This window comes from Marinobacterium sp. YM272 (genome assembly GCF_050908845.1).
Lineage (GTDB): Bacteria > Pseudomonadota > Gammaproteobacteria > Pseudomonadales > Balneatricaceae > Marinobacterium_D.
In genome coordinates, this window is the sequence record NZ_CP194171.1 from 1,638,670 (window position 1) to 1,652,697 (window position 14,028).

Consider the following 14,028-nt stretch of genomic DNA (forward strand, 5'->3'; position numbering starts at 1 on the left):
AGGTAAATATTGGCCAGCACTCAGCGGGGCCGGGTTTGATAAGGCTTAGATGTATTCCAGCGTTTTCTGCTCGATCAGCGGTTCCGCCTTGAGCTCCACGGGCTGTTTGCGTGCGGACGGGAACAGCAGGTAGGCCAGCGCCGGTAGCAGGATCAGCGCACCGACCATGTTCCAGATGAACATGAAGGCGAGCAGGATACCCATATCCGCCTGGAACTTGATCGGCGAGAAGATCCAGGTGCCGACACCGATCGCCAGGGTCACGCCGGTGAGCATCACCACCTTGCCGGTGAGCAGCAGGGCACGGTAGTACGCCTGGGACAGGCTTTCACCCTGGCGCAGCTGGGCCAGTACGATACTCATCACATAGAGCGCGTAGTCGACACCGATGCCCACGCCCAGGGCGATCACCGGCAGGGTGGCCACTTTCAGACCGATATCCAGGCTTACCATCAGCGCTTCGCAGAGGATGGAGGTGAGCATCAGCGGCAGCACCGCACAGACCACGGCTCTCCAGGAGCGGAAGGTGATCATGCAGAGAATAATCACGGCGGAGTAAACCCAGATCAGCATATCCTGGTTGGCATCCTCAACCACGATGTTGGTGGCTGCTTCGATACCGGCGTTACCGGCGGCGAGCAGGAAGGTGGCATCCTCGCTGTTGTTGGCGGCGGCGAAGTCCTCCACCCAGTCAACCACGCGGGTCAGGGTGTCGGCCTTGTGATCGGCCAGGTAGGCGTACTGGGTCAGCAGGCTGCAGGCGTCGTTATACAGACCACGCGGCGCGCTGGCGGTGATCATGTTCAGCGTGGCCTGGTTGTTGAGTAGCTCGTACCAGCTCGGATTACCCTCCGACAGGCCCACCAGCACGCGGCGGTTCAGCATCGCCAGCGAGTTGGTGGATTCCACACCAGGCAGAGACTGTAACTGCCAGTCCAGATCGTCCACCAGCTTCAGCGCTTCATACTGGGAGCAGCCGTTGGCCGGTGTTTCCACCATGATGGCGAACACGTCGCTGCTGGCGCCGTAGTTAGAGGTAATAAAAGCGTTATCGCGGTTGTAGCGGGAATCCGCTCGCAGCTCGGGCGCGCCGGCATCCAGGTCGCCGACCTTCAGGTTCTGGCCGATAAAGTGGCCGCCCAGCGCCATCAATCCGGCAACGCCGATGCAGATAAAGGCCCACTTTTTCGCCGTGAACAGGTCGAGGAAACGCCATACCGGGTGGCGGGCGCTGCCGTCCTTGTCTTCCTGCATCGCCTGCAGGCTACGTGCGGCGGCTTTCGGGCTGACACCCAGGTAGGAGAGCAGCACCGGCAGCAGCACCAGGTTGGTGAAGATCAGCATCGCCACACCGATACTGGCGGTAACGGCCAGGTCCTGGATCACCGGGATGTCGATAAACATCAGCACGGTAAAGCCCACGGCATCACTGAGCAGCGCGGTCAGGCCGGCCACAAACAGTCGGCGGAAGGTCTGGCGGGCGGCTACGAACTGGTGCATGCCGCGGCCGATATCCTGCATTACCCCGTTCATCTTCTGGGCGCCGTGGCTGATGCCGATGGCAAAGACCAGGAAGGGTACTAGCACGGAGTAGGGGTCCAGCGCGTAGCCCAGCACCGGCAGCAGGCCGAGCTGCCAGATCACGGCGGTGAGCGAGCAGAGCATCACCAGCAGGGTGCTCTTGATACAGCGGGTGTACCAGTACAGCACCAGGCCGGTGATCGCGATAGCGAGAGCGAAAAAGGCGAGAATCTGTTTCAGGCCGTCGATCAGATCACCCACCACCTTGGCAAAGCCGGTGATATGGATGCTGATGTTTTCGCTCTGGTGAGCCGAGCGCAGGGATTCCAGCTGCTCGGAGAGCTGGGTGTAATCCAGCGGCGTACCGTCGGCGGTGGTTTCCAGCAGCGGCACAAAGATGATGCTGGAGCGCTGGTCAAATGCCACCAGCTGGCCGATCTCGCGGGAGCGTCCCACGTTGCGGCGCAGGTCCTCCAGGCTGTCGGGCGAGCCGTCGTAGCCGTCGGGAATCACCGGACCGCCATCTAGGCCGTACTCGGTGACGCCAACCCAGCGGGTGGATGGCGTCCACAGGGATTTCATCTGGGCGCGGTCGACGCCCGGCAGCAGGTAGATCTCATCGTTGAGCTGGCGCAGGGTGGCCTGGTAATCCTTGTCGTAGATATCGCCGGATTTGTTGGCGACGGCGATACGCACGGCGTTGCCAAGCCCCGCCAGCTCATCCTGATGCTTGCGGTAGTTCTCGATAAACGGGTGGCTGCCCGGGATCATCTTGTCGAAGCTGGAGTTGAAGTTCAGTCCCTGCAACTGCCAGCCCAGCAGCACAGTCACCAGCAGGCAGATCGAGATGATCAGCGGGCGGTGGTTGAAGATTGCGCGTTCAAGCAGCGAACCCGACTTGGAATCGAAATCTTTCATCTTGTTATTCTGTTCGGTTGGTTGCATTGACCCTTACTCCCCTGCCGCTTTGCGCTTGGTTTCCACCAGGCTGGGGCCGTTGAAGCCGACGCCCACCAGCTTGCCGTTGGCGGCGCGTACCAGATCGGTCAGCGGTTGATGCGCATCGGCAACGGGGATCAGGCGTCCATCGCCGAGCAGGCGCAGGATATGGCCGGCCTGGTTGGCGAACAGGTAGCCGCTGTCGCCGCCGCTTTCGTTGCTGAGAGCAGCGTTAATCGATACCGGGATCGGATTGGAGAGCGGTGCGAAGGTGTAACCGGTATCCCGGGATTCCAGCACGGTGCCGCGCAGGCCCCCCACAAGCACCTCGCCAGGGGAGGGTGTCAGCAGGGTAAACAGGCTGCCCGGGTAGCCCACGTCGATCTTGTCGAAGTGCTTGCCGCCATCCAGTGAGCGGATAAACAGGCCCTGCTCACCGGCCAGGTACAGCGAGTCGCCGTTACGGGTGATGGCATAGATATGCGCTCCCCAGTCGTTGGGTAGGTCGCCAACCATTGAGCTCCAGCTTTCGCCGCCATCCTCGGTGCGGAACGCCAGGCCGTAAGCACCGCCGATCATGCCGTGCTGGCGGTCGCTGAAGTGCAGCGACAGGAAGGGTTTGTCCGGGCCATCCTGAACCAGCAGCTCGGCGTTGCTCAGGCGCTGCTCGTCACCGGAGCGTTGCGCGGCGCTGTGCTCGATCTCGATCGCCTCGGTGCCGTCCAGCTGCAGTTCCCAGCTTTCACCGCCATCCCGGGTCGCCAGCACTACGCCGGCGTGACCGATGGCCCAGCCGTACTCTGCATCGACAAACTGTACATCAGTCAGCGTGACGCTGACCGGTACGGGCACCTGGCGCCAGTTCTCGCCATTGTCATCGGAGAGCAGGATGACGCCGCGTTCGCCCACGGCAACGAGACGCTCGCCGGCTTCGGCCAGTCCCAGCAGAACCGCGCGCTGGGCGATGGAGGTCATCCGTGCCGGCTGCTCAAGAACGCTCGGGGCGGTGGCCTGTGCCAGGGAGGGCGAGAGCAGGCTGAGCGCCAGGCCGGCGGTCATCAAGCTGTTCCGTATCCCGGCTGTAATCGCCCGGGAAATGGGGGAGGTTAGCGCCGCCCGGTTCGGTTTCAGGTGTGAAGGGGAGAAGCGTTCACTCATTACTGCGGACCTCGGGTGATATGTCCTGGTGGAGAACAGGTCGGCAGAGCTGTTGGGTTTATGCTGCTTCATTATTGTTCTCCAGCATTCGTTTCTTGTTGTTATGCCTTTTGGGCAGAGCCGTCACTGAATCCGGCAAGGATCAACATACGTGGACTGGTACCGATTCGTCTAATCGATAATTTCGAGATTAGGTATCCATAAAGACGATAGTTAGGTTTAAAAAGTAAACGCCGGCAGGACCGGCGTTTTGATGAGGATGAGGAAAGGGTAGGCGATAGCCTTTATTCGCCGGCCTGCTCCGCGGCGATCATCTTGTCCAGCACCCGGCGGGCGCGCACGGCGGCGGCATCGCCCACCAGCAGAATCGGTTTCATATCCCAGAACTCGTTGTCGCCCATCATCTTCTGCTGGGCTTCCAGCATCGGCAGATCTTCGGTACTAAACGGTACCTCCAGGCCCGAGACCTGCTGCTCGGCAATGGCCGCACCCTGTTCACCCATCTGTATCGGCATCGGGAAGGCGAACCAGTAGTGGGTAGTGGTATCGGTTTCCGGGCTGAACAGATGCGGCAGCGGGGTTTCGGTGCCGTCGCTGCGTGGTGCCCCGGTGGGGGTGGCGCCGGCCATCAGCAGCATGTTGGCCGGGGCATCCCAGCGTACGTCGGTCCAGCGATCCACCGGCGTGTCCTGTGGAATACCCATGGCGGCGTAAAGGAAGTCTGGCATGATCTCGTTGACGGTCTGGCGGAACGACCAGACGGTGTTTTCGTTCTGCTCGATACTGGTGATCGCCTGGCTGACATGGTCGCTGCCCAGGGTGCTGGGGTGCAGGAACTGGATATGCGACAGATCGAGAATGTTGTCGGACTCCAGCACGTAGTTGGCCTTGGCGTGCAGGTAGCGCTTGGCGACGTAGAAACGCTCTGGGTCCATACAGGAGAAGTCCGGGATCAGCGCCTCGTCGGCAGCTTCCTTGTCGCCCATCCAGATCCAGATCAGGCTGTATTTTTCCACCACCGGGTAGGCTTCGACCTTGGCGGCGCGGGGGATCTTGCCATCGCCGTGCGGGTTCTTGCTGCAGGCGCCGCTACCGTTGAACTCCAGGCCGTGGTAAGCGCACTGAACGGCGTTGCCGCAGTGTCGGCCCATGGAAAGCGGTGCGAAACGGTGCGGGCAGCGGTCGTGAATCGCCTGAACCTTGCCGCTCTCATCCCGAAAAAACAGCACCGGGATATTCAGCAGGGTGCGGGTAAACAGGCCTTCAGCGGGTACTTCGTTATCCCAGCCAGCCACGTACCAGGTGTTTTTAAGAAACGGCATCTTATTATTATCCTCGTCTACGGATGTTATTCTTTAGATGTGAGCAGTGCTTACATTAGTATTGTGGATTCAGCTGGTCAAACGAATAAGTATGAAAAAAACCGATACCTACCATCACGGAAACCTGCGTCAGGCGCTGATCGATAGCGCTTTTGATCTGGTGGTGGCCCAGGGGCAGGATGCGCTGTCGCTGCGTGAGCTGGCGACGACGCTGAATGTATCCCGGGGCGCGCCTTACCGGCATTTCCCGGACAGAGATGCGCTGCTGACGGCAGTGGCGGCCAAGGGCTTCAACCTGATGGGAACAGTGCTTGAACCGCTGGAAAACAGTACCGATGGCAACCTTACCCTGAGCGGAGTGGGGCAGGCATTTCTTGAGTTTGCCGAGGGCTACCCGCAGCTGTTCCGGCTGATGTTCGATACGCACCTGATGGCGCAGGCATTGCCGGGCAGTGAGCTTGGTGATGCCGTGGAGGCGGTGTATAGCCGCGTCAGTGGACTGGTGAGAAGCCTGCTGAGCATCGATGATGAAAGCCTGCTCAAGCAGCAGATGGTGGCGATGTGGTCGACGCTCTATGGCTATGCTCACCTGCGTCATGCCGAGATGCTCAAGCCCTACATGGTTGAAGGTGTGGGCAAGGAGGAGATAGAGCGTGCGGTATTGGAGACAGCATTTTCGTTTTCTGGTCGCGCAGGTTAACGGCAGGTCCGCTGTGCTGGACCGGGGTCAATGGGAATCGCTATTCTGTCACCAGAAAAGTAGTAGTATTTGAGTTGATTCATTTATCAGGAAGCAGGCCCGTTATGAAAAACAAAGTACTGTTAATCGCTGCTGTGACACTTCTTCCGCTTTCCGTTGCTCAGGCCGAGATCACTATCTCCACCGACAAGATGGAGATCAGCAAAGACTGCATCAAGCTTGAAGGTGATAACGTCCAGGTGAAGTCGGACGACTGTAGCTCGGGCAAGTTTGACAAGGGGGACCATGAGAACCGTAGCGTGCATGGTGATGACAACCCGGGTCAGGGCCACGACAAGGACAAGAAACACAAGAAGTAATGCAGGTGCAGGGCTCTTTTCATCAGGGCCCTTTTGCTTTACGCGGAGCTACTCTCCAGGGGAGGGTTTACGCGGTCGTTTTCAGCAGAAAAAAAGAACCGGCTGCAGGTCGCCAGGACCTCGTGATATCGCTCAGTATGCGAGCTCACCTTCACCGGTTGTTTTCAAAGAGGGGGTGTCCGACAGCTTGTAACTTGTAACCGGACTTCCCTCGACACGAGCCAAAAGCAGTTGGCTACAGAACCACCGCACCCGTTCAGATTAGACAAGGTTCGAAGCTTTGGGTAATCCTTAGTGATGATGGGTTGTATCTGCGATGCGGATGGACGGTCTGCCTCATCGCCCGGATCTTCGGCACAACAAATACCCGGTCGGGAAGGCTCCCACCGGGTATTGGAAACTGCCGGTTTGCCGATATTCCGCTGTTAGAAACGCATCTCCGGCACATGATCGGGGACGATTAACCGTCCTGCGGTTTTCTCCTGGATCTCTTCGATACTGACGCCGGGCGCCCGCTCCCGCAGGATAAAGGCGCCGTCTTCGATCTCCAGCCAGGCCAGATCGGTCAGTATCTTTTTGATGCAACCGGCGCCGGTCAGCGGCAGGGAGCAGCTCTCCAGCAGTTTCGACTCGCCGCTTTTCGACGCGTGGGTCATGGTGACGATGATATTGTCCGCGCCGGCGACCAGGTCCATGGCGCCGCCCATGCCTTTGACCAGCTTGCCGGGAATCATCCACGAGGCGATATTGCCGCTCACATCCACCTCGAACGCGCCGAGCACGGTCAGGTCCACATGACCGCCACGGATCATGGCGAAGGATTCGGCGGAAGAGAAAATCGATGCGCCGGGGATCGTCGTCACGGTCTGTTTGCCGGCATTGATCATATCGGCATCCACTTCCTCCTCGGTGGGAAAGGCGCCCATACCGAGAAGCCCGTTCTCGGACTGCAGCATCACCTCCATCCCCTCGGGGACGTAGTTGGCCACCAGTGTCGGGATACCGATGCCGAGATTCACGTAGAAACCATCCTGAAGTTCGCGCGCCACGCGCATAGCCATCTGTTCACGGGAAAGAGCCATAGGGGCCTCCATGTTCCTGAGAGAATTATTATTCGGTAAAAGGATCAGGCAGTGCGCAGGGTGCGTTTCTCGATGCGCTTCTCGAAGCTGCCCTGGATTACGCGGTCCACATAGATGCCGGGGGTGTGGATCTCGCTGGGGCTCAGTTCGCCCGGCTCGACGATCTCCTCTACTTCAACCACGGTGATTTTGCCTGCGGTGGCCACCATCGGGTTGAAGTTCTGCGCCGTGTGGCGGTATACCACGTTGCCGTAGCGGTCTGCCTTCCAGCCTTTGACGATGGCAAAGTCGCCGCGGATCGACTCCTCAAGGATATGCGGGCGGCCGTTAAACTCGCGCACCTCCTTGCCTTCACCGATCGGCGTGCCGTAACCGGTGGCGGTATAAAACGCCGGGATACCGGCGCCGCCGGCGCGAATCTTCTCGGCCAGGGTGCCCTGGGGCGTCAGCTCAACCTCAAGCTCGCCCTCGAGCAGCTGCTTCTCGAACAGGGCGTTTTCGCCCACGTAGGAGGCGATCATCTTGCGGATCTGGTGATCTTCCAGAAGGATGCCGAGGCCGAAACCGTCGACGCCGCAGTTATTGGAAACCACCGTCAGATCGCGCACGCGCATCCGTTTGATCTGGGCAATCAGGTTTTCCGGTATGCCGCAAAGTCCAAAGCCACCGGCGATCAGTGTCATGCCGTTATCGAGCCCTGCCATCGCTTCTTCGTAGCAGCTCACCACCTTGTCGAAACCAGCCATTGAGTCTCCTCCAGGTCTTTTGTTGTTGTGAGGAGTAGATTGCAGTAGAAAGATTGATAAATTAATTTTGTTTTTTATTTTTATTGATTTTAAAAAATTATTAATTAGCCAGAGGTACGGACGATGACGGTCAAACAGCTGCGGGCATTTCTGGCGGTGGCGCGGACCCTGAACTTCGCCGAGGCAAGCGAACTGGTGCATCTGTCGCAGCCGGCGCTGAGCCTTGCGATCAAAAAACTGGAACAGAGCCTGGGCGGGCCGCTGCTGACGCGGACCACCCGCAGTGTCGCGCTGACGCCGGAAGGGGAGGCGCTGGCTGAACGTGGCGAACGCCTGCTGGCCGACTGGGACAACCTGGAGGAGGAGCTGCATCAGCGTTTTACCCTGCAGCGGGGCAAGGTGGCCATCGCGGCGATGCCCTCCTTTGCGGCTTCTCTGCTGCCGCCGGGGCTGCTGGCGTATCGTGATTACTATCCTGGGGTCAACGTCGAGGTACACGATGTGATCGCCGAACGAGTCGTCGATATGGTGCGCGAACATCGGATCGAGGTGGGTATTACTTTCGATCCCGGCAGCAGCGAGGATCTGAGGTTTCAGCCGCTGTTTGAGGATGAGTTTATTGCCGTGCTTCCCGCAGATCACCCCTACGCTGGAGCTGGCTGCATAGCCTGGGGCGAACTGCTCAAGTCCGAGTTTATCACCCTGCAGCGGCCATCACGGCTGCGCTCCCTGATCGAGCACCGGCTCGCAGACAGGGGGCTGAGCCTGAATGTGGCCTATGAAGCCCACCAACTGGTGACGGTGGGCAGAATGGTGGTTACCGGGCTCGGTGTGGGTGCTGTACCCAAGCTGTGCCGGCAGCAGATGGAGGAGCTGGGCGCCAGTTGCCTGGAGTTGACCGAACCCCGGGTGGCCCGGCGTGTGGGCATCGTCACCCGCCGGCGTGACCGGCTCTCGGCAGCGGCCCAGGCCTTTGTTGAGGTGATGGTGCAGCGGTTTCAGGACGGAACCGCTGCCGAACGATCAGCGTTCTCTTCGACGCTGTGACAGGAGTTGCCTGAGACTCTTCAGGCGTTGAGTAGACAATGGCAAACAAGTCGCATCCGCATCGAGGGTGGTGGGCACTTTAGTGTCGTTGTTTGTTTGCAGTTCGGTGATCGATTTTCGTGAAAAATGTCGCTATTTGTCTTCTATTTCGTCAGCTGTTTCGCTTTTTGTGTGAACTTGTTGAATTGTCATTGCGACAGACTACTCTCAGGTAGATGCACACTTTGGACTAGTCAGTAACACAGGAGGTGAATGTATTGACGCAGACGCCGGCTGATCAGCCTCAGGAAGAGTTTCGGCAGTCGGGCCGGGCCGGCTATGGCATGCTTGATCAGGCCCTATGGTCCCGCTTTCGTGATGCAGACAGCGCCCAATCCTATCTGGCTGTCTGGTTGGCATTGCAGTGTCGCCAGCTGGGCGCCGAGGTTAGCGGTGCGCTCCTCATGGGCGAGCCTGAGATCGGTCCTTTCTCCCCCGTTGCTATCTGGCCGGATACCGGATCTGAAAACCCGGATATGCTGGACGCCGCGCAACAGGCTGTTAAACAGCGCCGCGGTGTTGTGCTGGCGGAAGGCAGCAGCGAGCGCATATTGGCGCAGCCGCTGACGGTGCAGGGCCGCTTATACGGTGTAGTCGCCGTGCAGGTAGCGGATCAGTCGCTGCAGACCATCGACCTGTTTCGTCGTCTGCAGTGGGGCGCCGGCTGGATCGAAGTGCTGACGCTGCGGGAGCAGGGTGAACTGGATGCCGAGCTCCGTGAACGCAGTGCCACCGCCTTTGATACCCTTGCCACCCTGCTTGAACATTCCCGTTTTGATGAGGCCTGCAACGCACTGGTGGGTGATCTGGCCAGCCGCCTGGATTGCGATACCGTCAGCGTTGGCTTTGTGCGTCACCGCCGTTGTCGCGTCAAGGCACTGTCTCTCAGCGCCGGTTTTGGCAAGCGGATGAGCCTGGTACGGGATATCGGCGTAGCCATGGACGAGGCGATAGATCAAAACGCAGTGATTCTCTACCCGGCCCCCGAAGAGTGGGAGTACCGCGTCACCCGTGCCCATGAAGAACTCGCCGAAAGCCGCAAGGCCGGGGCGGTTCTCACCCTGCCGCTCCAGGCCCACGGCGATCTCATCGGCGCGCTGACATTCGAGCGTAGCCGTGGCGAAAACTTTACCCCCGGTGAAGTGGAGGTGTGCGATGCGGTCGCCGCCGTCGTAGGCCCTATTCTCGATGACCGGCGCGCCAACGACCGCGCTCTGCCGGTAAAGATATATCTCAGCATTGTCACGCAACTGAAACGGCTTCTGGGTCCCGGCTATTTTGGCCGCAAGCTGGCAACCCTGGTCGTTGTCGCGCTGGTGCTCTTTTTCTCTGTTGCCAAGGATGACTACTCGGTATCGGCACCGGCACTGGTGCAGGGCACGGTGCAGCGCACGTTGGTGGCGCCGTTCGGGGGGTATCTGGCGGCGCAATATGCCCGGGCCGGTGATCTTGTGGAGAACGGTCAGGTGCTCGCGGTGCTGGATGACCGCGAGCTGACACTTGAGCGTTTGCGCCTGATCACCGCGGAACGACAGAGCCAGGCGGAGTATGACCGGGCGCTTGCCGAACGTAATCGCGCCGAGTCCAATATTATCCGTGCCCAGATTGAACAGGCCCGTGCCCAGCTCGCGCTGGTCGAAGAGCAGCTGGCCAGAACCCGTATCCTGGCGCCATTCGATGGTGTGGTGGTGAGTGGGGATCTGACCCAGTCCGTGGGTGCATCGCTGGAACGGGGCGAGGAGCTGTTCCAGGTCGCGCCGCTGGATTCCTACCGCGTGGTGCTGGAGGTGGACGAGCGCGATGTGCAGAATATCGCGCCGGATCAGCGCGGCATTCTGCGTGTCTCGGCGATGCCGGAGACCGAGCTGCCCTACAGTATCGAACGTGTCACCCCGATGGCGACCCAGGGAGAGGGACGTAACTTCTTCCGCGTGGAAGCCCTGCTGGATGCGGGCAATAGCGATCTTCGCCCCGGTATGGAAGGCGTCGCCCGGACGGATATCGACCGGCGCTTGCTGATTCGCATCTGGGGCGAGAAAACCCTCAACTGGATACGGCTGGCGCTCTGGCGCTGGTTGCCATGAGGCGGGGGCGAAGGTAGATGCAGCGTTCCTGGTATAGCGCCTCCTGGTACAGGGTTGCCCAGTTCAAACCGCGGTTACGCTCGCACGCCAATATCTACCGGCATCATTTTCGCGGTGGGCTCTGGTATGTCCTCCAGGATCGTACCTCCGGGCGCTTCCACCGCTTTACCCCCGAGGTCTATCAGGTGATCTCCCTGATGGACGGCAGCCGCAGTGTGGAAGAGATCTGGGAGCTGGTGTGTGAGCGGCTTGATGCGGATGCGATCACCCAGGATGAAATGATCGGCCTGCTCGGCAAGCTCTATTCTGCTGATGTTCTCTATGGCGACGTACCGCCCGATATTGTCGAACTGTCCGACCGTAGTCGTAAAATGAAGCGGCAGAAAATGATCCGCAGCGTGCTCAATCCGCTGGCGCTGCGCCTGCCGGTGTTTGATCCGGACGACTTCCTCAACGCGACCCTGCCACTGGTGCGCCCGTTTATCTCCTGGTTCGGTGCGCTGCTGTTTTTCGCTGTACTGGCTTACGCTGGTACGCTGACCGCGCTGCACTGGGATGAGTTGACCGCCAACGTGTTTGACCGGGTACTGGCGACGGAAAACCTGCTGCTACTGCTGATCGCCTACCCCTGCACCAAGGCGCTGCATGAACTGGGGCATGCCTATGTCATCAAGCGCTGGGGCGGCGATGTCCATGAAATCGGCCTGATGTTCCTGGTATTTATGCCGGTGCCCTACGTGGATGCCTCCGACAGTATCGCTTTTCACAGCAAGTGGCAGCGAGCACTGGTGGCGGGCGCCGGCATACTGACCGAGATTTTTCTGGCCGCCCTGGCCATGGTGGTCTGGGTATCGGCGGAAGAGGGCATAGTTCGGGCCTTTGCCTTTAACGTCATGTTAATAGGCGGCGTGTCGACGCTGCTGTTTAACGGTAACCCGCTACTGAAGTTCGACGGTTACTATGTACTTTGCGACCTGCTGGAAATCCCCAACCTGGCGCCCCGTGGCAACCGCTACCTAGGGTATCTGATACAGCGCTACGCCTTTGGCCTGTCCCATGCCGAATCGCCGGTGACCGCCCCGCGAGAAGGCTTCTGGTTTCTGACCTACTCGATCTCCTCCTTCCTGTACCGGCTCTTCATTACCTTCGCCATTATTGTGCTGCTGGTGTCGATGGAGTTGTACGCGGTCGGGGTGGCGCTGGCGATCTGGGCGGTATTCCTGATGCTGGTGTTGCCGCTGCTCAAGCAGGGTTGGTACCTGTTGACCAGTCCTGCACTGCGGCGGCATCGGGGCAGGGCCCTGGGTATGACCGCCGCGGTGTTGATGCTGATCGTCGCAGTGCTGTTTTTCATCCCTGTGCCCTACAACACCCTGGCTCAGGGCTACGTGGCGACGAATCCGCAGTCCGCTGTGAATGCCGGCGCGGATGGCGTGGTGGTCGAGCTGCTGGTCGAGCCCGGCGAAGAGGTTCAACCCGGAACCCCCTTGATCCGACTGGATGATCCTTTACACGCCGCCCAGCTGGCGATGCTGGAGGCGCGTATTGCGGAACTTGAACTACGCTTACAGGCCGAGCAACAGGTGGACCAGGCTGCCGCCAGGGTGGTCAGCGAGGAGCTGAAACAGGCGCGGGCTAACCTGGATGCGGCCAGGGTCAGGGCCAAAGAGTTGATCGTCAGAAGCGGTGAGCAGGGGTATCTCATTCTGCCCGAATACAAAGACCTGATCGGTCGTTTCATCCGCCGCGGTGATCCTCTGGCCTACGTGGCCAGTTTCCAGGACCCGATGATACGGGTGGTGGTGAATGAAAACAGTGCCGACCAGGTACGACGCAACACCCAGGGCCTGAGTGTGCGCTTCGCGGCATCGCCGCAGACAGAATACAGCGCCCGGATCGTCCGCGATGAACCAGCCCTGTCCACGGAGTTGCCGAGCCTGGTGCTGGCGACGGAGGGGGGCGGTGAAATCCCGCTGGACCCGGCTGCCGGTCCCGGACGGATACAGGCGCTGGAAAGCCTGTTGCGACTGGATCTGAGATTGACAGATGCACCGGATGTGGCCACCTACGGGGACCGTGTCTATGTCAGATTTTCTCACGGTAGCGAGCCGGTAGCGGCGCGCCTTTACCGCGGGATGATGCAGGTATTCCTGCGCTATTTCAGCGTGTGAAAGAGCAAGACCGCACTCCAGAAGGGGCGGGCTTAAAACAAGGAAAGGAGAGTAACCATGGCTACACAACTGCTGTTCTATAACACTGCCGTACCCGTTAGTCAGGAGAAACACGGTGACCTGTCGGTCAAGACCGGTAACTCCTACGCATTCTCCAAAGAGGTGAACTCTGTACCGCTGACTGCCGTGGAGTTTTCGCTGGCGGCAGCCGAGTACCCGATCGTTTTCGCAGGCAACGAAGAGTCCGTGATGCCGGCAGTGATTCTTGGAGCACGGGAAAACGAAAACCTCTTCGTCGGTGACGACGGCCTATGGAAAGGCAAATATATCCCCGCCTTTGTGCGACGTTACCCGTTTGTTTTCTCCAGCGATCCCTCGGGCAAGCAGTTCATCCTCAATATCGATGAAGGATTTGAAGGGGCCAACCGGGATGGTCGTGGTGAGCGTCTGTTCGATTCCGATGGCACCCAGACCCAGTACCTGAAAAATGTGCTCAACTTCCTGCAGGAGTACCAGGCCCATTTCCAGCGTACCCAGGCCTACTGCAAACGCCTGAAAGAGCTGGATCTGCTGCAGCCGATGCAGGCGCAGTTCAACCTGGCCGAGGGTGAAAAACGCTCGCTGTCCGGTTTTCAGGTGGTGAATCGCGAGAAGTTGAAAGAGATCGGTCAGGAAGACCTGGCCAAAATGATGAAGACCGACGAGCTGGAGTGCACCTTCATGCACCTTTACTCGCTGCGTCATTTCAACGATATGGTGGGTCTGATGGCAACCAAGCCGGCGGAAGACAGCAACGCGCCGGTGCTGACCGACGAAGCCGCAGGATCCACTGAAACTGTGCAGTAACGAGCACTCACCGT

The 14,028-nt window shown here is 59.6% G+C and carries 11 protein-coding genes; 6 read left to right on the top strand and 5 right to left on the bottom strand.

Annotated elements, in window-relative coordinates:
• Positions 1-45 precede the first annotated feature (45 nt).
• The 3 genes from ACQUQP_RS07510 to ACQUQP_RS07520 form a co-directional block, all read right to left on the bottom strand.
• Entirely contained in the window at positions 46-2,466 is a 2,421-nt protein-coding gene (locus tag ACQUQP_RS07510) for an efflux RND transporter permease subunit (RefSeq protein WP_432698180.1), read from the bottom strand.
• Between the two features lie 6 nt (positions 2,467-2,472).
• On the bottom strand, positions 2,473-3,519 hold the full coding sequence (locus tag ACQUQP_RS07515) for a YCF48-related protein (RefSeq protein WP_432698181.1): 1,047 nt from the start codon (positions 3,517-3,519) through the stop codon (positions 2,473-2,475).
• A gap of 383 nt (positions 3,520-3,902) precedes the next feature.
• Positions 3,903-4,940, bottom strand: a complete 1,038-nt coding sequence (locus ACQUQP_RS07520; RefSeq protein WP_432698182.1) for a Rieske 2Fe-2S domain-containing protein — start codon at positions 4,938-4,940, stop codon at positions 3,903-3,905.
• Between the two features lie 91 nt (positions 4,941-5,031).
• Between ACQUQP_RS07520 and ACQUQP_RS07525 the strand changes: the two genes are divergently transcribed.
• The gene (locus ACQUQP_RS07525; RefSeq protein WP_432698183.1) at positions 5,032-5,640 is read left to right on the top strand and encodes a TetR/AcrR family transcriptional regulator; all 609 of its coding nucleotides are present in this window, start codon (positions 5,032-5,034) and stop codon (positions 5,638-5,640) included.
• A 104-nt stretch (positions 5,641-5,744) separates the two neighbouring features.
• On the top strand, positions 5,745-5,999 hold the full coding sequence (locus tag ACQUQP_RS07530) for a CG2 omega domain protein (RefSeq protein WP_432698184.1): 255 nt from the start codon (positions 5,745-5,747) through the stop codon (positions 5,997-5,999).
• A gap of 425 nt (positions 6,000-6,424) precedes the next feature.
• Here ACQUQP_RS07530 and ACQUQP_RS07535 read toward each other — a convergent pair whose 3' ends face one another.
• On the bottom strand, positions 6,425-7,081 hold the full coding sequence (locus ACQUQP_RS07535; RefSeq protein WP_432698185.1) for a CoA transferase subunit B: 657 nt from the start codon (positions 7,079-7,081) through the stop codon (positions 6,425-6,427).
• Positions 7,082-7,125: 44 nt separating this feature from the next.
• Positions 7,126-7,827 (bottom strand): CoA transferase subunit A, encoded by a 702-nt coding sequence (locus ACQUQP_RS07540; RefSeq protein WP_432698186.1) that lies wholly within the window; start codon positions 7,825-7,827, stop codon positions 7,126-7,128.
• A 123-nt stretch (positions 7,828-7,950) separates the two neighbouring features.
• Here ACQUQP_RS07540 and ACQUQP_RS07545 point away from each other — a divergent pair, with 123 nt between their 5' ends.
• From ACQUQP_RS07545 to ACQUQP_RS07560, 4 genes are all read left to right on the top strand, one after another.
• Positions 7,951-8,874, top strand: coding sequence for a LysR family transcriptional regulator (locus ACQUQP_RS07545; RefSeq protein ID WP_432698187.1), 924 nt, complete (start codon positions 7,951-7,953; stop codon positions 8,872-8,874).
• Positions 8,875-9,131: 257 nt separating this feature from the next.
• Positions 9,132-10,997: an HlyD family efflux transporter periplasmic adaptor subunit gene (locus ACQUQP_RS07550; RefSeq protein WP_432698188.1), complete on the top strand. Its 1,866-nt coding sequence runs from the start codon at positions 9,132-9,134 to the stop codon at positions 10,995-10,997.
• Between the two features lie 17 nt (positions 10,998-11,014).
• Positions 11,015-13,168: an efflux RND transporter periplasmic adaptor subunit gene (locus tag ACQUQP_RS07555; protein WP_432698189.1), complete on the top strand. Its 2,154-nt coding sequence runs from the start codon at positions 11,015-11,017 to the stop codon at positions 13,166-13,168.
• 57 nt (positions 13,169-13,225) lie between these two features.
• Positions 13,226-14,014 (top strand): SapC family protein, encoded by a 789-nt coding sequence (locus ACQUQP_RS07560; RefSeq protein WP_432698190.1) that lies wholly within the window; start codon positions 13,226-13,228, stop codon positions 14,012-14,014.
• Positions 14,015-14,028: the final 14 nt, after the last annotated feature.